Below are 22831 nucleotides of genomic sequence, written 5' to 3' on the forward strand. Positions count from 1 at the left end.
CTTGAACGACGTCGCGATCCGATTGACCGGTTCTCGGATCGGATCCTGTCGGATCGCGCGTTCCCGCCGGGGCGCGTTCGCGGCGACGCCGCTATGCGCCGATGTCGTGGTGAGGTGCGGCGGCCTTGGCGAGGTGGCGGGCGACCTCCCCAGCTCGGAACGACTCGATCGCCTTATATGCGTGCCGGGATCGCAGCCAGACAGACCTTGCTGCCTCGAAGCCTTCGGCCGCCTCGATCGCGCCCGCGAGCGCGGCGACACCGTGCGCTTCGCCCAACGGATACGCGCATTCCCGCGCGATCGCGATCGCTTCCTCAGCATGGGAGCGGGCGGTTCCATGCTGGCCTTGCCTTGCCAGACAACGAGACAGCGCGCTCAACGAGTCGACGATGCGCAGCCTGAAGTCGGACCCACGCGCGAGGTCGACCGCCTGCCGCGCCCACCGTGCGGCGGCGTCCACCTCGCTGTCGGCCATCTCGAGATCGGAGAGGCCAACCAGCACGCTGCATTCGCGGTATCGATCGCTGATGGCACGGGCAATCTGCAATGCCTTGAGGTAGTGCGCCCGAGCACCGCGCAAGTCGCCTCTTCGGACCAATGCGATCGCGATGACGTCTTCCGCCTTCAGTAGTTCGCGAAAGCCGCCGCTCTCGGCCCGGCTCACGTTCGACTGCGCATAGTCGAACCCCGTGCTCACCATGCCGAGCTCGAGAAAGCACGCCGCGAGATCCTGCCGGAGTGTCAGCTCCGTCCGGGGATCGCCGGTATCCCGTGCTGCCTCGGCTGCGTCGGCGAGGCCGCCCGCCGCGTCGCGCAGGTTGCCCGCGTAGGTGAGGACGTACGCGGCCAACCCGTTCGCGCGGTACCAGTTCGGCGAACCCGCCATCGCCTTGCGCAGAACGTCGGACTGGCGTACCGCTTCCTCGAGGTCTCCGAATCTGACCAACGCCACCAGGAGGTTCTCCCTCGTGGTCTCGACCAGCGTCAGGTTGCCAGCGCGGAGGTGCTCGTCCATCCCGGCGCGAAGGTGAACGAACGAGGCCTCGCGATCTCCCAACGTTAGCGCGGCGATCCCGAGGTTGGCCTGGATCGTGCCGACCGGGCCGGTACCGGATCGCTCGCACCGGTCCAGCGCAGCCCTCCAGTCGTCGTACCCGCGCCGCAGGTCGCCCACCAGATAGTGCAAGGCGCCGCGACTGTTCAGCATCGCGGCGATCGCTTCGTCGGACCCAGCTCGTTGCGCCGCGGCGAGCCCTGCTTCGACCGTGATCTTCCAGTCGACCGCGTGCCTGCGAAGCATCAGGTACGCCCGGAAGGCATCCGCGAGATGGAAGGCCGCCTCGACCGGCCCCTCCTCTGCTGCGTCGCGAACCGCGGCGACGATCGCCGAACGTTCGTCGTCCAGGTCCGCGAGGGTCGCGTTCGCCACTTCGACGGCGTAGGCCGACTCTGGTCGATGCATCCTGCTCAGATTGATCGTCGAGCCTGCCGCGGCGTCCGCGAGCGCCGTGTAGTACTCGAACAGCCGCGTACGCGCGGCAAGCCGGCTCTCCGGACTCTCCTCCTCCATGCCGCGGGCCCGCCCGTACGCGCGGATGAGATCGTGCAGCTGGTAGCGCCCTGGAGTCATCCGCAACAACAGGCTCGCGGAGGCCAGCCCCTCGAGCCGGTCGTCCACGACCGACGCGGGCGTGCCAGTCATCGCGGCGGCCGCCCCAGCGCTGAAGTCGAGCCCAGGAACGAAGCAGAGCAGGCGAAACAGCCGTTGCTGATCGCCGGACAGCCAACGATACGACCGGTCGAACGCGGCGGAGAGGCTCGCCTGCTCGTCCCCCTCGACGCCGAGCGCCACGATCGCGCCCTTGCTCCGCAGGTGATCGACGTACTGCCGAACGGGCAGCTGCGGCCGGATGGACAGGTGCGCCGCCGCCACCCGCAACGCCAACGCGAGCCCACCGCAGCGCGCTATCAGCGCGTCCATCGCTTCCTCGTCGGCAGCCGCACGAGCGTCGCCCAAGGTTTCGTTCAGCAACTCGAACGACTCCGGCGCGGACAGCGTGGGCACGTCGATGCGCTTCACGCCAGGCGACACGACGAGCCCCGCGAGCTCGTTGCGGCTGGTGACCACGACCGCGCAGCCCGGTGTGCCGGGAAGCAGATCACGGACCTGCGACTCGGTGCCGACGTTGTCGAGCACGACGAGGATCCGCTTGCCAGCAACGAGAGTACGGAACGTCTCGATCAGCTCGCCGCGCAGCAGCGGCATCGTCTCCGACGGCTGACCGAGCGCCCGGACGAACTGCCCGAGTACCTCTTCTACCCGCAGCGGGGTCGAGTCGGAGTAGGCCTGCAGATCGACATAGACCTGCCCGTCTGGGAACCGTTCGGCCGCACGATGCGCGCCCTGCAAGGCCAAAGCGGTCTTTCCGATGCCAGCGATTCCCGTCAGCAGGACGACCGGGGCAGCCCGGCCATCAGCGGCGGCCTGGAGCGCTTCGGTCATCCACTCCAGCTCGGCTACCCGGCCGACGAAGGCGGCGTGCGCAATGGGAAGTTGACGAGGGATCCGTTGCCTAGCGAGCGAATCCGAAGCGGGCTTAGCGAAACGGCCAGCCTCGTCGCTATGCAGGGCCTCGTCGTGGATCTCTCGCAGGTCCGGACCTGGCGCGATGCCGAGCTCGTCCGACAGCACCGCCGTGACCTGCTGGTACGCGGCGAGCGCCTCGCTCCGCCGGCCCGCGGCGAGCAACGCGGACATCAGTAACACCCAGAACCGTTCGCGCAGCGGGTGTTCGTGCACGAGAGCGGTCAGTTCGCTCACCAGGTCGTCGTGCTTGGCGAGCGCGAGATCGGCATCGATTCGACGTTCCAGGGCGTCGAGATACTTCTCGTTGAGCTTCGACACTTCGTTGCGCTGCAACATGTCGGAAGGGATGTTCGACAACGCTGGGACGCCGCGCCACAGTTCCAGTCCGGCCCGAAGGTCGTCCGCCTGGACCTCGAGCTGGCCCGAGCTGGCCGCCTCGGCGGCCAGCCGCACCGACTTCTCGAAGCGGTCGAGGTCGACGCTGCCGGGGGGCGCGACGAGGCGATAGCCACCGCCGTCGGTGACGATCACCTGACCCGGAAGCAGCCGCCGCAACCGCATCACGTACTTCTGCACCACAGCGGACGCATCGGCAGGCATCGACTCGTCCCAGAGCAGGTCGATCAGCTTCTCGACCGATACCACCCTGTTGCGATGCAGTAGCAAGGCGGCGAGGAGGACGCGTTGCTTGCCCGCGCCAATCTCCACTGGTACCCCGTTGACGGCTACTTCCAGCGGACCGAGGACACGAAAGTGGAGCTCCGTCACGACCACCCCTAGCACGGCGTCTACTGACCGATAGGCACAGTAGGAGTTGCCCTGCCATGGTACTCGTCGTGTCCGGTTCCGGACGTCGACCGGTTGAGCTACCCGGAGGCGACGGCCGGTCTGTGCTGGCGCAGCCTGTCAACAGCGGCTTGCCAGGCCTCCGACTCGATCTCGGCGAGCGCTATCACCCTGCCGACAAGGTGTTCGGGCACCGCGTCGAGGACCCTGTTGCGCTCCGTACGATCGGAGATCTCCGAGGTGAGCCAGCGCAGCAGGATCCGTCCGGAGTCGGTGTAGCGGAGGCTCGGATCGCGGTGCAATGCCTGGAGGACGCCTGCCCTGCTGTCCGCCATGGCGACCGGCCGTCGCTGCGCGGGGACCGCGGTCAGACCCGCCTGGACGGCGGGCGCGGAACTGGACCGCACCTCCTCCGCCTTGCCTTCCGTCGTGGCGGTGCGCTGGGTCGGCCGAACGGGGTCGAGACCGGCCAGCAGTCGCCGGCGAACGTCGTGGGCAGTCGACGCGGATACCCCTGCGGCCCGGGCGATGTCGCGCAGGGACGCGGTCGGGTCGTCGCGCATGAGCTCGCTCGCGATCTGACGGCCAGTCGCTCCGTTGATGGGACGGACTCGCCCGTCGCGTCCCACACGTGCGTCCGGCAGATCCGCTGGTTGGCTCAGCCGGGTACGGACTTTTCGTACCGTCCCCGGCGCGACGCCGGCAACCGCGCCGATCATCCGGTCCGACCACTGCGGATGTGACCGTACGATGCGTCGCGCCGCGGACGTCCGGTCCGCCAACGACAACGGCAACCCATGGGCGACATTCGACTGCACAGCAAGGACGAACGCATCGCTGTCACTCCCCTCGAACATCCGCGCGGCGATCGTCGTCTGCCCACGCATAATGGCGGCGCGCAGGCGATGCATGCCGTCGATGACCCGCATGGACGGACTGTGCACGGTGATCGGAGGAAGGTGGCCGACCGACTCGGCCAGGACGCGGATGTGCTCCTCGTTCTCGCCACCCGCGCGCGGCGAACGAGCCGGCCGCACCTTGCGCACAGCTAGCTGGACGACTGGGCTTCCGGCAAGTTGGTGCTCCGACCAGTTGGCTGTCGCACCCCCCTCGCTAGCGGCATCCGATGTCGCCTCGTATGTCATGGTGGATCTCCCTACAACGGAACGTTCGTGCGCGCCGGCAATCAGTGTGATTGCCCCCAATGCCGTCTCGATGCCGTCCCAATGCCGCGCGGCGCCGGTCCTATGTGCCGGCGCCCAGCAGGATGAACGTGAGGGACCGCACGCGGTCCTCGTCGGTGTCCGCGACGACGGCGAGCCCAGGGATGCCGTCGAACGCCACCTGACCTCCGCCATGCAACCTGGCGGGGAGTTGCTCGGCCGGACCGAACGCCCCGGCCAGCTCGTCGATGCTCAGATCCACGGCGAGCTCGACGTAGGCGATCTCCCCAGGCGTTCGTGCCGGGACGAACACCACGTCCTCAACCCCCGGCGGCAGCGTGGAGGTCTCGAGCTGGTATCCGCAGTCGACCAGCGTCGCGGGGTCGATGTCGAGCGCCTCAGCAACCGCCGCCACGGTGCGGTCGGACAGCTGAGCCACTGCTTGTGCCCAAGCCTGGGCGCGCTCCGCAACGTTCACGGGACAGGAGGAGGCGGGACGTCGACGGGCGGCGGCACAACAGGACGGCCAAAGGCACGCGACGCCGCTTCTCCGACGGCCCAACCGTCTGCCTCCTCTGGAAGCCGGCGATATTGCTCGTAGAGGTCCTCGAACTCCTGTTTGGCGTCGAGCACATCCTGGTAGAGGCTCATCCGGTCCGCATAGTCGATGGACTTGTCCGCCCTCTTCTTCAGGTATCTCTCCTTCGCCCGGGCGTACTTCTTGCTGGCAGCCGGGAGCTCCTTCCCCACAAGCCTGTTCGTGGCCTCGAGACCTTCACCGACGACACTCGTCAGCCAGCTCTTGGCCGCTTCGAGTTCGGCGGAGCCGGCGACCAGCGGATTGTCCACCGCCGTTGCCAACACGTCGGTGTTCGTGATGAACAACGTCTTGAGGATCGTCCCGATGCTGGCGCCTCGGGCGGCCAGCAGGCGAGCCATCAGATATGCCTGCTCCGCATGCCGTCCCTCGTGGTAAACGCACTGGACCAGCCCGGCGAACCATGTGGGATCATCTGCCTGGATCATCGATTCGTCGATCTTGACCGTCCAGGTAGCGGCGTTGAACCGCCCGTCGACCTTCCGAGGCAGTTTCCGGGGCAGAAGCCGAACCGGCGGGACGCCGCTCTTGGCCAGTTGCACGTTGAGCGCCTCTTCGACCCGCTGGACCCGAACCGCCACAGGCTGGCTTGGCCAGTCGCCTTCCAGCGCCCGCATGGCCGCGGCGTAGTCGGCGATCGCGGACGGATCGGCCAGTCCCGACTGGGTGGCCGGGGTGCTCGGGCCTGACGGCGACGGCCCGGACGCGCGCAGCGCTTGGAGGATCGGCGAGTCGTCCGGCGGGCTGGTCGACGCCAACTCACCCTCTACCCACACGGTGCCGTCTGCCAGGATCTCGACATAGGTCCGCATGCTGGTAGCGAGGTACCGTTCGGCGTTGGGCCAGGTGCCTACCAGGGGTCGAAGATGCGGCGGAACGACGTCCATCGGGTTCGTCCGCTCGCCGCTGGGAAGACCGAAGTAGTGCCGGACCAAGCCTTGCAGGAAGACCCACTGATACCGAGACGCCTGGTCCGCGCGCAGTCGGACGAGCGCCCCACGCTGTTCGTCGGGACTTGCATCCGGATCTTGGGCTTCCATCCGTTCCAGCTCAGCCCACCAGGGCGCCTGCATCAGGTGGACGAGCTCATGGGCCATCGCCGCCGCCATCGTCACGAACGGTCCACACTTGACGAACGCCGCCCCTCCCCGCAGGAGCGGATTGGACTCCCCCGGTGGCCGGATGTCCACGTAGAGACCGTCGCCGCGGAGCAGCTGGGCCAGATCGAGCCGACCGAGGACCTCCTCGTCGTTGAGATGGTCGGCCAATGCTTCGCGGGTGAGGTCCAACACCAGGTGGCGATACCTGAGCGCGGGCGCCGTCAACGTCTCGATGTCCCCTGCTCCCAGGTCCGACTGACCGAGGACGCCGTCGGCGGCGGCCTGTTGCAACGCGATCTGCATAAGCTTCACGATCGCGGCGTGGTGCAGGATGTCGATCAGGTGCCGGTGATCGGACAGTCCTTCGAGCCGCTGCAGTTCCGCGAAGCCGAGGAGGTCGATACCGCGTAGATCCTCGCCCGAGGGATCGTGCACGGCGTTGAACGCAACTACGAGGTCGTGCAGCTGCCCGATCGCGGTCACGAGCGACGCGAAGGCCCCGCTGTTGTCGAGGGGATCGACGGTGGGATCAGCTGTTAGGTCGACCATCAGCAGATGAATCTCGTACTGCTTCTGGAAGACTCCTGATAGTGCTTCCCACCGCGCGAACCTCGTCTCGACCGAGGTGTCAGCGGGGTACGGCCTGCGCCAGGCTCGGTCGAGGGTATGCCAGCTCTCGGTCAAGTACCGGGACCCTTCGACAGCCACAGCACGGTCACCCAACCACGACGTCGAGTACGCCTCGGGGACCTGGGCGCCACGGTTCCCGAGAAGCCCTCTGGTTCTCCGGCACCGTTCGACCGCGATGTCTCCGGCGTCCGGACTCAACAACCAATCCCAGGGCACGTCACCAACTGGCACCGCACCGGCAGCTGGATCACCAGGAGCCCCGAACAGTTCCACCAGCATCTCGCGGGTCGATGCCAGCGCGAGCATTCGATGCAGCTCGCCGTGGTTGATGCGTGCGAACGTTGCATGATCCTCCCCCAGCCGGAGGAAGTCGAAGGCCACCCCACGCTGCGCATGGATGTAACGGCATCCATAGACCAGCGCGACGGCAAGACCGGCCAGGGATCGACCGACCGGCGTCGTGACCTTGGCGCCGGTGGTCGAGTCATTCATCACCAGGGTGTCCAGCAAGATCTGAAGCGACACCTCACCGAGGATGCTGTCCACGAGCTCGCGCCCTAGAACATCCTCGACCGTCCTCGTCACTATCGCCAGGTCGAGCGGATGGAGCTCCCAGAAGGCGATCGGTTCGGTCGTTGCCGCGACGTCGGTCATCGCTCCGGGGTCGAGGAGCTGGAAGTCGGCGATGACCCCCCAGCCTGCCTGCTGTCCATCGACCTCAGCAGGCAAGAGGTGTTCAGCGTCGTAGCGCTGAAGGCCGCGCAAGATCCCGTCGAACTGTCCGACCAACACCATCAGCGGGCGGATCCCGACCCATCCGGAAGCCTCCCTCCGGAGCGCGTCGACGGACCGGCGGATCGTCTCCAGGAGATCCCTCAGCACCTCGAATCCGAAGAGGCGATCGGCGATCTCGGGCGCGGACTCGCGGACGACCAGCATGAGCTCCACCTGCCGGTCGATCTCGGCCGTCACCGCGTCGATGAGCGCGTCACCACCCCGCCGACGAGGTTCTCCGGGCAGATCGATCCCACGAGCCAGAAGGATGATCTGTCCCCAGAACATGATGGCTGCGATCTCCGGCGGCAAGGTCTCGTCGAGCGTGATCTGGACGTAGGGCGCGCCCACCGTCGGCTGGATGTACTGCCGCTGCATAGTTCCCGGCGTCTCGCGTCGCCCGATCGAGTCGGGCGGATCGCCGATGACGATCCGAATCTCCCAGCACTTCTCCGGTGCGCCTCCGACCATTCGGAGTGTCTGCGGTGCTGTCCAGTTGAGCATGACGTCGTTGGCACGAGCGACCTGTGTCGTGTGCTCCGTCACCACTCTCATCATCGCCTCGGCAGGCGAGGTGATCGTGCCGTCGGCGTTGATGGTGCGGCGGCCCCAGTCGACGCTAGTGGCTCGTTGGCGGGCTGTGACAGCTTCGGCGAGCAGCTGCTTGCTGTGGGGGTCGAGCTCGTCCGCCGGCCGCGTCTGGAACTGGCGGACCCGAGCGAGCTCATGGAGCGTGATCTTGGCCAGCAAGGAGCCGCTGTCGAACGCGGCCGGTCCCATCCGTACCTGGATCTGGCCACGCTCGTTCGTGGTGGTGACCGCCGAACGGCCCTCGGCGTCGAGGGCTGCGAGCTCGTCGGGATCGGCGACCACGACCCAATCCACGTTGGCGAGATCGGCCGGTGTCATACCCTCCAGCACCGTCCCACGTAGGGCGAGGTGCTCAAGCAGGTACGCCGCCAGTCCCGCGGCGACCTGCGTCGTAGGTGGAACTGCCGTGTCGCTGGGACGCGCAAGCACAGCGACGTTCGTGCGCTCATCCGCGCTTTCCCGTACGTACGGCAGCACTGGCACCGCGCGGATCGCGTCGGGGTTCGTCGGGTCGGGTGCGACTGCGCACAAGTGGACGTCGACCACGCCGGCCTCGCCAGGTTCCCAGCCCGGCTTATAGAGCCACTCGGGCTCGGCGGCCTGCACGGCAGGATGAACGTCGAGGTAGCAAATCATGCCGCGGTGGCCGCTGCGGACCGGCCAATCGTTCGTGGCGAACGAGTCGGTGAGCGGGTCGTACGTCGTCGTCCGTACGACGACAGTCGCCTCGTGGTTCGCCTCCACCGCATAGATGTCCCGGATGACGTCCTTTGCGGTCGTGACGCAGTCCTGACCGCGTTCCTGCAGCTGCTCCATGGTCAGGCGGGTGCCAGCGCGCCCCCCGCTCACGTTCAGCTCGGTCGAGCTGGTGGGGTAGAACGCGGCGGTAAACCGTTCCCCACCGGCAAGGCTCGGCCACAGCTGGCCCTCGACGGCAGTCTCGCGAGCGAGCTCGGCGAGCCTCGTCAAGTCTGGCGGGAGACCGTACGTGGCTCGCGCGGCGGTCTCGATCGCGAACAGGAGCGCCGCGTTGGGTCTCATGCCCGCTGGCAACGGCACGGGGAGGAGCCTGAGCAACTGCGCCATCGCTATGCCCTTGGCGGCGATCTCGGCATCGGTGAGCGCCCGCCGTGTCGCCGTCGCCCGCTGTTCGGTCGGTAGCGGCTCCTGCTGTTCGGTCGTGGTCGTGGTATCAGGGTCGGCCGTGTCGTGCCGCACCTTATGCCCAGGCGTGCCTCTGCCAGTGTCGACCTCGAGCACGAGATCCGTTCGCCCATGGACGACGAGCGTTTCCTCGCCGTGGTGGAGGCGGTAGTGCAGTTCAGTCGCGCCGCCGGCGAGTGGCACCCTCCAGTAGGCGACCCCGTCTTCGATGCGGTCGGGTGGGCGGCCCTCCAGCGAGGGTTCATCCGAGCCAGCGGCGTTGCTGAGCGTCCAACCTGCGGCGTCGCCGTCGGGGACGTTAAGGGACACCTCGGCGACGTCGAAGACGTTGCCGTTGCTTGGGATCGCAGGTGGAGTGCCGACCCTGATGGGTCGGGAATCGGCCGCCAGGGTGGGAATGTAGACCTCCTCGACCGTTCGCTGCGCGATGGTGTTCCAGTCGAACCTGTCGCTGATCGCCTGCGCGAACGCGTTCTCGGCCCACCGCGCGGTCACGTCCGGGTTGAGGAGCGCGGCGATCACATGGATGGCCAGGGCCACCGGATCCATCGCCGGCACGACCCGCCCGGTCACCTTGTCCTCCATCGAGGCGAATACTGCGGTGCCGACCACCGGCGCGCGGGCGGCCCCCGCCTCGAGGAGGGTGAGCCCGAAGCCCTCGTAGGGGGAAGCCGCGACGACAAGATCGGCCACGCCCTTCGCATTGTCCCGATTCTCGTTGGAGAGAAAACCGGCAAGGCGCACGTCGTCCTCGGCCAGCCGTCCGTCACGGACGAGCTGGTCGACCTGATCCCGCAGGTCCCGCTCTCCACCGAAGTCAGCGCCCGATTGCAGCAGTCGAACGTGGTCGACGGCGATCTTGATCGCCGGCATCGCCTCGATGAGGTACGTGTAGCCCTTCGGGTCGTACACAGGCAGGTGCCCCGACAGCGGCGGATCGATCGCCATCATCCGTCCCCAGGCGAACATCAGGATCGTTTCCGGGGGGTATCCGAGGTCGGCGAGAGCCTGGGCGTGATTCATGCTGCCGCGGTCGACGACCTGCTTGCTGATATCGACACCGTTGGGGATGACCTTGATCCTGTCGAGTGGGATCTCGTCGACCCACCCCGCCATCGCCTTGTTGTGGGGGGAGTTGACGATGACGGCATCGGCGAATCGCGCGCGTATCCACTCCAACGGGTACTTCAGCGCCACGAGCGGGTTGCGCACCGAACCCAACCACCGCGCCACCACTACGTCGTGAATGTGGAGCACGAACCGGATGGCATCGCCGAAGGCCTCCTTGAGCACCTGTGCGGCCCGAGTGGTGACCCAGTCATGGCCCTGCACCAACGCGAAACGTTTTCCCGTCCGTTGCATGTAGTCGTACAAGGCGTTGACCATCTCGTCCTCGGTGGACGCGCACCAGATCACGTCATCGCGGAGATAGTCCTCTCGGTATTGGGATCCCTTCCGCAGCCCGGTCGCGATGGCATGTACTCCATCGACCGTCCGCTCCTCCGTCCCAGGAGCAGGCCGCCCGGTCTCTTCGACCACGGGTTGCCGGGTCAAGATCGTCACCTTGCATCCGCGACTGGCGAGCTTCGGCAGGAGATTCTTCAAGACGATGCCGAGGCCGCCTTCGATCGCTACGTACTCCCAGGCGACCTGCAGGACAGAGTCGAGACTCGCCCGACCAGGCAGAGCCGCGAAGTATGGCGCAGTCATCGGCTCGGTGCTGAACGTCCTCTCGCGTGGCAAGTCGGCGAACGGCACCGGCTCGCCCTCGCCGTCGACGACGAGGAACCCCACCTGCTCGATGTCCTCGACGGGCACGATCGGCTCCAGCACCGTCGTCCCGGTACGCGGGTCGAAGTGTTCGACAGCGGAGCCGTTGCGCGTCATGGCCGTCACCCCGAGGGTCCCGTCGGTTGACCGCACGGCGATGACGGCGTACGACCCGTGACGCACCTTCTCCTCGATCGCGCTGTAGACGGTGGCGATGTCGTCCCGCTTCTTCACTGTCTGGAACCGTGCGTCCCCGGTGCCGATCGTCCGCTCCAGGTGTCCCGTGTCGACGAGCTGGTTCGGAACGCTAGGAGGAGGGTCGCCCGGTCTCAGCCACGCCGCGGCGTCCGCCGCCACCGCCACCACGTCGTCGCTCAACTTGACGGCGTCGTACTCGAGGTCCGCAAGCGGAACCGCGGGTGTCCAGCTGGTGATGATGATGCCTTCGGAGTTGATCCTGACGGTGAAGGCGGTGGAGTCCCAGTCCAGCTCGTCGACGCGGTTGTGGGCCACGACGGCTTCGGCGTAGAGAGCAAGGTCGTGCTCGTCGAGGTCGGCCAGATTCTCGTGCTCTTGGTGAAGCACCGCGAGTTGGTCGAGACGTTTGAGCTCATGCAGCATGACCTTGAGCGCAAGCCGGGGATCCTGGCAGGCACCAATGCCGAAGACGACCGTTCGCCGGCCGGGGGTTACCGAGGTGGTGCTCTCGGCCAGCCGCCCCTGTGCGTCGAGGTAGGCGAAGGCTTCCGGCGTGATGGCCATGACGAAGTCGACATCGGCGTTCGCGGGGTCGTCGATGTCGAACGTGGTGAGCCCGTGTTCGTAGGCTTGCCGCGCGAGGTTGCGGAGTCCGTCTTCGTCCAGCACGACCTGCTCACTGGAATCGACGGTCGGGTCGTTGCGACGATCGAAGACCTCCTGGTTGGAGAGCTCGCCGTCCTCCCTTACGTACGGCAACGCGGGTCGTGTCTTCGTGAGCGTGTGCGGATCCGCGGTGAGGGTGTAGTGGACCTCGTGGCCGGGAGTGCCAGTGCCCGTGGTGACAGCGAGGGTCTGGCGGGAGGTGCCGTTGATCGTGACCGGCTGGCCATGGTGGTAAAGCATGTAGCCCACATCGGTGGTGCCGGGAGCGAGCGGGAGGTTCCAATAGATGCCACGGTCGGAGATGCGAGGAGCCAGCCCTTCGCCGTCGGGCGAGTTCAGGGTCCAGCCGGTCGGGTCGGTAGTGGCGATGTGGATCCGGGCGACGTCGGTGACGTTGCGGGTGGCCGGCACATACGGGGTGACCGGGGTGTGGGTGGGGCCTAGGCGGATCGCGTCCCGCAGGATCTGGATGATCTGCTCGACGATGGCGGGCCAGGTGTGCCTCGCGAGAAGCTCAGCACGGGCGTTCGCCGCGACCAGGGCGGCCAACGTTCTGTCCCGCAGCAGCGTGCCGAGCGCGACAGCGAGCGCGGGGGGCGCTCCGACTGGCACTGACAGGCCGGTCACGCGGTCCACGACGAACGGGACGACGTCCGCGGTGGCTACCTGAGCCAAGCCGGCGGCAGCGTACTCCTTGACCACCAAGGGGTCCCCCTCGGCGGAACTGGGCGTGGCCGCGACGTCGCACGCGACCGCTATCTGCGCGGCCTCCTCAGGGGACTTCTTCCCGAGCCAGTGCACCTGTCCGGGCCGCAGCCGACGACCTTGCTCATCGCCAGTGGTCTCCAGGTGGTGCTTTAGGTCCACCAGGGTGGGTTTATAGGTACCCTCACCGATGAGGACCACGTGGGCGTTCGGGCGCTCGGTATGGAGAGCGCACAACGCTGTGAACAGATCATGCAGACCCTTGCGCTCTTCCAGCCGCCCGATGAAGAAGATCAGCTCGGCGTCTTCAGGCAGTCCGTCCACCGCAACCGCCTGGGCCTGTGACGCCTGGTCCGCCGCCACCGCCACGTGCCTCCACAGGGAGGTGGCCGCACGTACGGCGTCGCTGTCGACGTCGTCGCGCGCCGTGAACGCGCCCAGAGCGGCCAGGACCTGCTCGGCTCGCTCCGCCACCGCGACGATCGTGGAGTCGGCGCCAGCCGGATCCCCGGTCGTGATGCCCAGTGCCGCGACGGCCTGCTCCGCTGGTCCGAGTCGCTGGTGCAGATAAGCCACCGGGGCGCCGGCCGCGCTGGCGGGAATCCCCGCCCGGACCTGCTCGATCGTCTCGGGACGGGTGTCGACGTTGTCGCGGTCCCACGCCGCGAGGTTGGCACCGTTGCCGATCACGTGGATCGCGCCGGCAGCAAGGTTGTGAACGAATGTCAACGATTTCCCGACGATCTCCGAGACCGCGATCCGAGCATCCGCGACCCGCGTCGCAAAGGACTCCGAGACGAACTGCCAGACTCCGACCTTGCCCTTGGTCTCGACGAACTCCGGGAAATGGGTCTCCGCCACCAGCGGCACACCCATCGCCTTCGCCACCCTGGCCAGACCATTGGTGTTGACCTGGTCGTGGGTCATCACCGCGTCCGGCAGATAGCCGTGCTCGACCATGAAGTCGAAGAACGGGTTGACGAAGGACTCACCGACCGTCAAGGCCCAGGTCTCACTGCCGCGGTGGAGATCGTCCCACGTCGTGAATCCCGGCGGCATGGCAACCTGGACAACCCGCACCGTACCGACCTGCTCCCCCTCCTCGTGCTCCACCTCCACCTGCACCACCCTGGTCGGCGGCTGCGGGACACCCGGCTCGGAGAACTCGTGCCGGGTGACTCCCACCACGTTGTGACCGTCCTTGGCGAACCCTTCGAGATGCCTGATGACGACCCCGCTCAATCCTCCGACGTGCACGCCCACCTTCTCGTTTTCCCACGAGCACACCGTGAGGTTCAGCACGTCGTCGCCGGCTCGGTCTTGCCCTGTCCTCTGCCCCGCCGCCACTTGCGCCGCCCGCAACGCCACCTTCAGCGCCGCGAGATACGGGTCGGACATCTGTTCCGTACTGAACACGCCGCGACGCCGTACCCCGGGTAGCGGCACCGGCTCACCAGCTCGGTTCATCACCATGACGTCCACCGCGGTGACCTGCCCGTCCGCGAGGAGGTGCTCGATCGCACTCCGCTGCGGCTGCGCATATCGCATGACGCCGTTGTCGAACTCCACGGCCACCGTCTGCGCACCGCCGTTGGCCGTCCGTACCGCTACACAGGCTGTCGCGCCCTCTCCCGCGGCGCGCACTCCGGCTTCGACCGCCTCCCACACCCCAGCAGCCTGTTCCTCGCTGGCGACCCGACCCTTGGAAAGGTCGAGCAGCTCTTGCCACCGGCCGGCGCCGACGGCTTGCTCCAGAGCGCCCGGATCGGCCGACCAGTCGCGTCCCATCATCGACCGCACCAACGTCGCGGTCACATCTCCCGTGTCCGGGTCCACCACCCGCACAACACCGTCGTCGCCAAGCGTCACGGCCTGCCAGTCGTCGCTGGCGGCGATCTCGGCAAGATCACGGCCGGTCAGTCGCTGCTCGACAGCGTCCAACTGCCCAACCGGAGATTCCGCCGCAACCGCGCATGCCAAGAGACCCTCATCATGCTCATCGACCTGAAGACCAGGATTCTGCTGCAACCACATCACCTGGTTGACCCGTTCCAACTCATGCGCCAGCACCCGCATCAACCGCCGCGGTGTCGCGAACGCACCCAAGCCCAAGACAATCGTCGGACAACCATTGATCACCGTGGTCTCCGCCAACCGCCCCTTCGCGTCGAGGTAGGTCAGCTGATCCGGCTTGCCGTTCACCACGATCCGCACGTTCGCAAACGCCGGATCACTCAGATCGACCCCCGTCAAACCCCCCGCAAACATCTGCCCGCACAAGGCGCGCACACCCACCGCACCGCCAGCGACCGCGCCCACGGTGCCCAATCCCAACGCCGGTACATGCTCACCCGTGGCCCAGAACGCCACGGCCGCCTCAGCGTTCGACAGTTCCCCAGGCCCCAGCACGTACGGCAACGCCGGGCCCGAAGAAGCATCGGCCGCGGCAGCGAATCCGCGCTCGAGCCGGCCGATGAACTCCTCGACGTAGCTCTCGAAGGCCGCATTGCCTCGCGCGAGCTCGCGCAGGTGGAGATACAAAGCCTGTGCGGCGGTCAGCGCCTGTGATCCTTCGGGACCTTGCATCAGGTACCCAAGGCTCGCGGCGACGCCGACACCGCTGGTGAGGACCGTGTAGACGGCGGCGCTGATGATCGCTTGCGCGCCCTCGCGAGTCGCGGCGAGCGAGGTGAGCAGGCCGGCGGACATCATCCCGGCCTCGGCGAAGCCCGGCCCGGCTCCTGACGCCATCACCCGCAGGAGTGGCGGCAGGTACGGGACCAGCTGCTCGGGTGAGATGCCACCCGGAACGACTCTCGTGCCAGGGATACGCGAGGTCTGGTCGCCGGCGGCGTCCGACTGCGGCCGAAGCGTCGTCAGCAGCGTCTGGAACACCGCGGCGAGTCGCTGGAGCTGTTCGTCGGTCGCCTGTCTGCTGCCAGCCTCCGCATGTCCAGTCTGCTGGTTGGCGAGCAGGACCATCTGGTGTTCGGTGTTGCGCTCGATGTCCACCTCGAGGATCGGCCACACGAGGGCGTTGCCGACGCCGGCGCAGAGCGTGGCGAACGCCACCGGGGCGTCGAACGGAGCGAACGCTCCCGCCGACAGCATGTTCGGTACGCCCCAGCCCAGCCCTCGGTTGATGACCTTGTTGACGAAGGTCGTGGTACGGGACAGGTTGTGTGGGTGCCTCGGCCTGCTGACGAAGTAGTCGACCGGGCGGCGACCGGGGGCAAACCGTGCGGCCGGTACGTCCACGCCGAACGACTCGCACACCGCGGCGACACTGGCTCGCAGGCGGAACGCGGTCGTAACGGCGGCGAGACGCTCCTTGCGGAGGTAGGCCTTGAAGGCGAGCTGCCGGTTCCAGCGCGCGATGGTGAAACCGCCGCGTGCCGACTCGGCCTTCGCCAGAGTCAGGAACTGCAACACGAACATCAGGACCATCGCGGCCGCCAATGTCCACTGACCGGCGGCCAAGCCAGCATTGATGAGTGCCTGGAAGGAACCCCAGAACAGCAACGGAATGTTGGTCTTGATCAGCTGGTACTTGAACGACGTCTTTCCGGTCGGCGGGTCGGCGGCCCGGCGCACCCACAAGTCGGTGTCGGTGCGCCGGCTCTGCGCGGCCTCCGGCAGGGTGACGTCGAGCGCCTGGAGGATCGGGAGCAGCTCGGCCTCGATCTGGCGGCCGACCGCGTCCGCGTGCTGCCTGCTCGCTCGTACCTCGTCCGCGGACTTGGCTTCGATCGTCTCGAGGTGCTCGATCTCGAATCCCAGGTCCGTGCGGTACTTCTGGATCATCTGCGCGTAGGCGAGCGGCAGTGACAAGGCGATACCGAGCAGGGCTTGCCACACAGCGACATCGAAGGCAGCCACGCCGAGCGTACCCATGACGAACGAGATCGGAATCCACTGCAAGCCCTCCGAGATCCCGTAACGTCGCAACGAGGGGATACGGGAGGGAACGGGCCGAGCGTCCCGGATGTTCGCCAGGAACTCCTGCTCTTGGGCGCCGATCGACACGCTGTGCTTGGGACCCCCGCGCGTTCTGGTCGCCTCGTTGAGGAACTGCGTGACCTCGGCTGGCAACGCGGTCAGGTCGATGTTGGGGTCGTCGACCAGCTCGCGCAGGAACGCGCGCAGGTCCGACCTCAGCACAATGGAGTCCGGTCCCTGCGCCTCACCCACGTGGTGCTGCCATAGCGCCAACGCGAGCATTACGCGCATTGGCACCGGATCAGCCCTGGGGGGAGTGTGTTGCTCGATCGCGACACAGACGGCCGTCAACAGCGCCTGTTTCCCGCGCCAGTAGTCGAGGCCGTCTTGGATCGCTGTGACGTACTCGCTGGGTCCGCGCCCATGCAACAGCTCCCAGTGTAGGCCTTCCAGCTCTGCCTGTTCGATCGTCATCGACAGCAGGGTGCTGCGACTGCCACCGCTCAGGTTGATCACACTGAGCTGCGTGCCGTCGAAGATGACGCCCAGACCGAGCGGTCTCAGCAGCGGGTCCAGCCATTGCTCCAGATTCCGTGTGGCAGCCGCATCGAAGCGCGGCTGGTACAGCCGTCGCCGATCGGCACCGACCTCAGCGAGCGGCCGGACGCTCCGTCGTGCGCCATTCATCCGTTCGACATACTCGACCAGGTCTGAACAGCCGAGCTCGTCGGTGACGTAGAAGAACGCCATCATCTTCGTGTCGTAGTCCGGACTGCCGGCCATCCGCCAGGCTGCCCGAAGCAGCCCCTCGTCGTGCGCGCGCTCCCTCGCGCGCCTGCGCAAGAGCAGCTTCTCGCGCCATGAGGCTCGGGCGTATTGCTGACGATGCGCAGACCACCAGCCGACCGAGTCGTAGTCGTTCGGGGACGGCTGCGAGTTGTCGGTCACCTGCTCGCTCAGCGCGTGCATCACCAGGAGGTCGGGACCGAACCGGCCGGCCATGGCCTGCTCGGCCGTCTCTTGCAGGGTGAGCCCGGTCCGCAGCGCCAGCGCGTCCATTGCCACTAGTCGCGAGGTCTGGGCGGACAGGATCCGTTCACCCTCCGACACCTCGATCGCCGAGGGGTAACGCATCACGACGTCAGCAGTCCTGCCGGCCAGGCTCACCTTTCCGTTGATTGCGACCGCCATCGTGCGTGTCCTGCCGTCCCGGAGGTGCACGATGAACAGGTCGTCGCTGACATGTTCGATCGACCTCGCGCCCGCCCCAACGGCCAGGCGCGGCAGGGTCTCGGCGACCCAGAACCGGTCCGCCGTCATCGGCAACCGTGGTCTCGCTGCCCACGTCGCCCCGAACGTGTCAGCGATGGTGGCCACGTCGCCGTAGCCGTACCGCGTCAGCAGCTCTCGGCGAGCGACCAACCCCGGCGCGTCGCTCGTCAGCCCGAACTCACCGGCGCGCTTCTTGCTCGATAGCCCGAGCTCACGGGCGCGTTCCTTGAGCCACCGCTGCATGGCCAGCTCCGCTCGCCACCACGTCCACGGGCTGACCTCCGCGTCGTCGCGGGCTGCTCGCCACTTCAGGAGCTGTCGGATTTTGACCCGCACCTCGGTCGCGGCGACATGGCCCTCGATCGCCAGCACGTCCTCGACACCGAAGGCGCGCCCCAGCGGCTCACCGGCCGCTGCAACGCCTTCGTCGATGCGGACGACCAGGCCGGCGACCTGACCGGCGAACAGCGCTTCGTCACGGTCGGCCGCGAGTCTCGCGTTCGCGGGTCCGTCGAAGAACTCGTCGATCACCGCGCTGCCCGATGCCCGCGTCATCGTGGTCGTGAGGCAGGGGCGGCCTCCCGCCGCGGTCAGCGCTGTGCCCGCGCTGTCCAGCATCGGCGCGGTGCCCGCGCTGTCACCGTTCAGTTCGCCGCGCTGCGCGCCCAGCAGCACCTGCGATCCGCCCGGTGTGGTGATGAGGTACCAGGAGTTGCCCACGGCCTCGATCGCCGTGCCCGGTGGCAGGTCGCGGCGGATCTCCTCGAGGTTCTCCTGGATCTGACGCATACCGGCATCGCCCGGGGTGCGCGGCGCGGGACGTTCCAAGACGAGCCGGTCGCGGATCTCGGCCTGCTGCTGTTCGGGCAGCTGCGCCAGGTGTTCGGGTGACAGGGCGCCAACGTCGTGGCAGCTGCTATGCAGGCCCAACGGCCGTCCTGTGAACGGCACCCAGGTTCCGTCTCGGCTGACGACAACCGCCTGCACGGCAACGATCGGGCTTTCCCGAACGCTTTCGGGAGCTGCATCAAGAGACATGAGGGTGCCGCTGAGGTTGGAGATGCTCACCATGCGGCTGATGCCGTCGGCGCCGGTCAAGATCAACGTCGCCTGGCGCCCGTCCGCGGCTCGAACCGCGTCGGCGAGGTGTTTGTCGGCTGCCGCGAGCTGCGCTTTGGCGTTGCGTACGGCAGCTTTTGCCGCGGCGACCTCGGCGGGCGGCCGATCCCCAGCGACTCGGGCCTCGCGAGCCTGCCGTGCTGCCTCGTCAAACTGTTCTCTCGCCGCATTGAGCGCCTGTTGAGCCGCGTCGATCGCAGCCGTATTGGCGACAACATCCGCGACCGCGCGGACTTGGGCGTCGCACGCGGCGTTGGCTTGGGTCAGTGCGGCGTTCAGGTCACCCTCGGCGATGATCGCCAGGTCCCGCAGGTGTTCGAGTGTTGCCTGGCCAGCTCTCGCCTCGAACGCTCGTGCGAACTCCTGGTCGGCCGCCTCCTTTGCCGCGACCAGCCGCGGCAGATCGGCTGCTCGGTGATCCGCGAGAGTTTGGAACGGAGCACCCACCCGTTCTTCCACCTCGGCCACGACCTGGTCGCCGCCTGGTGCCCGCCAGTTGGTGATGGTGCCGTCAGCGGTGATGGTGTGGCTGTCCCAGTTGACGGTGCCGGCCGTGCGGCGGGCGGCCTCGGCCTGGACGAGCAGATCAGGGCTGTGGGGGTCGAGCTCGTCAGCGGGCCAGACGCGGATCTGATGGCCGCGAGCGAGCTCGTGGAGCACGATCCTGGCCAACAGGGCGAGGTTGTCGAACGCGGCCGGCCCGAGCCGGACCTGGATCCTGCCATCATCGGTGATGGTGGTGACCGCCGAACGGCCTTCCGCGTCGAAGACCGCGAGCTCCGCGGGATCGGTGACGATGATCCATTCCACGTCGGCGATGTGGGCCGGAGTCATGTCAGCCAGCACAGTTCCCTGCAGATCGACGTGCAGTAGCAGGTACGTAGCGAGCCTTTGCGCGACCTGTGGAGTCGCTGGAACCCGTGTGTTGCCGGGCCGGGCAAGCACCTCGGCGTTCGTCCGTTCCGCCCTGCCCTCCCGCCGGTACGGCAGGACGGGTGCTAGCTCGCGGGATCCACCGACTCCAGCACCACGTCGGGACGCACTGGGCTCGGGTTCGTTCGCTCCAGCAGGATCGTCACCTCGCCGGTCGCCACGTCCCGCGGGGATAGGAACTCGAGCGCCAGGATCTGTACCCGACGACCCGCTTCGTCCTGCAGGACCATGCCCGCTCGGACCTTCCCTTCCAGGGTCTTGCCGCTCGCCAGCAGGCCCCTCCGCCCCTCCAGGTCGAATACCTGCGTGACCAGAAACCTCGTGGGTGTCGGTGTCGGCGTTGGTTGCATCGGTTCTCCCATGGGAGTCGGTCGCCAGGGTGAGTGCTGCGGTGACGGCGGGAACGACTTCGGCGAGTGCGCGGCCAGGACGGACCACGACGCCCAGCGACGGCACGTACCCGGCCGCGACAGTGGGGTCGTCGAGGACCGCTTGGAGCTGAAGATAGTCGTCTGGGTCGACCTGGCCGAGGAGCTCCGGAGTCAGCGGGAGTATCGCGCACTGGCCGAGCAGGCCGCCCAGCTCCGGGGCGTTCTGGCGGACGGTCGCGGCGATCTCGGCCTGATCGCTGAGGTAGAGGCCACCGTTGAGCGGGTTGACCTCCACCAAACCGTTGCTGGATGGGCTGCCGAGCCGCTTGTCCTGCGACGTCGACGTGTCGGGAACGAAGTCGACGGTGGCACCAAGGATGGTGGCGGCAGCCATCCCTTCAGCCTCGTCAGTGTTCTCGTCGGTGGTCTCCTCCGAGGCCGGCTGCTTGCCCGAGGCTGCGGCGGGAACGGCACCGGCGTCTGGAGTGCCTGAGGCCGGGACGGTGGTGCCGGTGTTCGGGGTCGGGGTCGGGGTGGCCGCAACGGTCGTGTGACCCGAGCCGGTGGCCGCGGAGGGCATGACGGTCGTTCGGGTGGTGGTCTCGGCCGTGGGATCCCCAGTCGCGCCCGTCTCGGAGGTGGTCTCGGAGGTGGTCTGGTGCGCGGTGGCCGGCGTCGACGTGTCGGCGGTCTGCGCTCCCTTCGCCGCCGTCTCAGTCCCGCCCACCGGGGCCGTGTCGGCGCCCGTCTCGTTCTCCGCATCGACTACTGGTTGGTCGACGACGTCCGTTTCGCCGGAGGCGCCGCCCCCTTCCGCGACGATCGGTTCGACCGCGGCCTCGGCCGGAGCCGGCTGCTGCTCGGGTGTGGGTTGGCCGTCGGATGGGGCGAGGCTGCCGTCGGCCGGTGTGGGGGTGGGTGTGGTGTCGCCGTCTGGGGCTGGTGGCGGGGTAGGTGCGTGGTCTGGTGTGGGCGCGGTCTGGTCGTTTGGTGCTGGTGTTGTGGTGTCGCCGGGGGCGGGCGCTGTTTCGCCGTCCGGTGTGGGGGTGTGGCGTGGGGCCGGGGCGGTTTCGCTGTCTGGTGTGGGGGTGGGGGTGCGTCCTGGTGTGGGGTTGGTGGGGGCGCGTCCGTCGGGTGCCGGTGTGGGCGCGGGTGCCGGTGTGGGTGCCGGTGTGGGTGCCGGTGTGGGTGCCGGTGTGGGTGCCGGTGTGGGCGCGGGGCCGGGTGTGGGTGCTGGCGCGGGTGCCGGTGGGCTTCCGGGGATGGGTGTGCCCGGGGTGGGTGTTGGTGCGCGTCCTGGTGGGGGTGTCGATGGTGCCCGGCCGTCTGGTGTGGGCGCGGGCGCGGGTGCGGGTGGCGCGGGTGCCGGGGCGGGTGGTGCTTGTGGTGTGGGGGGTGGGATGTGGGGTGGTGTAGGTGGTGTGGTGGTGAGGCGTCGCAGAGCGGAACCGGCGTCGCCGGCGGCGACCTGGGGGTTGCTCCGCGATACCGCACCGATCGCGGAATCGACGAACCCGTCGCCGATCGCCGACGCCAGGCTGCGGTCATACACCTGCTCCGGTGTCAGGATCGTGCTGGCGTAGTAGGAGCCGATCGGTGAGGTCACACCGTTCGTCGAACCCGACGTCGCCGCGATCACCAAATGCTTACGGACACCGTCGGGAACATGCAGCCTCGACCCCAACCAGTCCACCGCACCACCGAAGAACCGGCCCATCGTGTTGCGCACCGTCGGGTTCGCCGCCGTCCCGATCCCGGTCGCCAACGCCGTGTGTTCCAACTGCTGCTCGGCGAACTCGTCGTCGCCCCACCGACCCGACTTCGTCAACGCGCCAGCGGTGATGAACAGCTCCTCCATCTGCTCTTTGACATGCTCCCCCACCGGGGAGAGCACCCCACCACCCAGAACGAACTTCGCCAACGGCTTCTGCGCCAACAACCCCACGATCCGCGGCAGCGCCATACTCCCCACCCGTCCACCCACCAAGGCGAGCATGGCGAGAAGACGCTTCGACACCATCCCCACGATCTTCCCGCGAAGCCACGGACCCACCACCAGCCCGATACCGGCGGGCAGGAAGAACGTCGCCGCGAACGCGGCCAGGTTCACCGCCCACTCCATCACGATCTGCGCCTTGGCGTACTCGACCATGTCGGCATACGCCCGCACACTGGTCGCCTGGTCCCGCATCGACTGTTCCAGCTCGCCCATGTTCCCCGGCGCACCGTCCAACAACCGCGCGAACTGCGTCGCGAACGCACCACCCGCATAGTCCGGCCACCCCTCGGCGACCCGGCCGTTCACACCACCACCCTGGTCACGGGTCGCCGCCACACAATCCGCGCCCCGATCCCAACAATCAGCCAACGCACGCACCGTCGCGTCCTCCGCGTCCGGCCAACCCACAATGCTCAAAAGCCGATCAGCGAACTCCCACTCATCCTCCGGCCGCTGCGCAGACACG

The 22831-nt window shown here is 67.7% G+C and carries 4 protein-coding genes; all 4 read right to left on the bottom strand.

Annotated elements, in window-relative coordinates; genetic code table 11:
* Positions 1–91: 91 nt before the first annotated feature.
* The 4 genes from JOD67_RS33590 to JOD67_RS33605 all read right to left on the bottom strand — a co-directional run bounded on the left by JOD67_RS33590 (position 92) and on the right by JOD67_RS33605 (position 22830).
* The gene (locus JOD67_RS33590; RefSeq protein ID WP_205121707.1) at positions 92–3355 is read right to left on the bottom strand and encodes an AfsR/SARP family transcriptional regulator; all 3264 of its coding nucleotides are present in this window, start codon (positions 3353–3355) and stop codon (positions 92–94) included.
* 98 nt (positions 3356–3453) lie between these two features.
* Positions 3454–4731 carry a ParB N-terminal domain-containing protein gene (locus JOD67_RS33595; protein ID WP_504970695.1) on the bottom strand — a complete coding sequence of 426 codons (1278 nt, stop codon included), beginning with the start codon at positions 4729–4731 and terminating at the stop codon, positions 3454–3456.
* Positions 4619–5014 carry a hypothetical protein gene (locus JOD67_RS33600; protein WP_205121709.1) on the bottom strand — a complete coding sequence of 132 codons (396 nt, stop codon included), beginning with the start codon at positions 5012–5014 and terminating at the stop codon, positions 4619–4621. Before JOD67_RS33600 ends, JOD67_RS33595 begins: the two co-directional genes overlap by 113 nt.
* Positions 5011–22830, bottom strand: coding sequence for a glycosyltransferase (locus JOD67_RS33605; RefSeq protein ID WP_443734893.1), 17820 nt, complete (start codon positions 22828–22830; stop codon positions 5011–5013). The genes JOD67_RS33600 and JOD67_RS33605 overlap by 4 nt, the downstream gene beginning before the upstream one ends.
* Position 22831 lies beyond the last annotated feature (1 nt).

Source organism: Tenggerimyces flavus (assembly GCF_016907715.1).
GTDB classification, from domain to species: Bacteria; Actinomycetota; Actinomycetes; order Propionibacteriales; family Actinopolymorphaceae; genus Tenggerimyces; species Tenggerimyces flavus.

Bases quoted from the DNA above. Each gene is read 5' to 3' on its own strand.
- JOD67_RS33595 (WP_504970695.1), bottom strand. From the start codon at position 4,731: ATGGCGGAGGTCAGGTGGCGTTCGACGGCATCCCTGGGCTCGCCGTCG.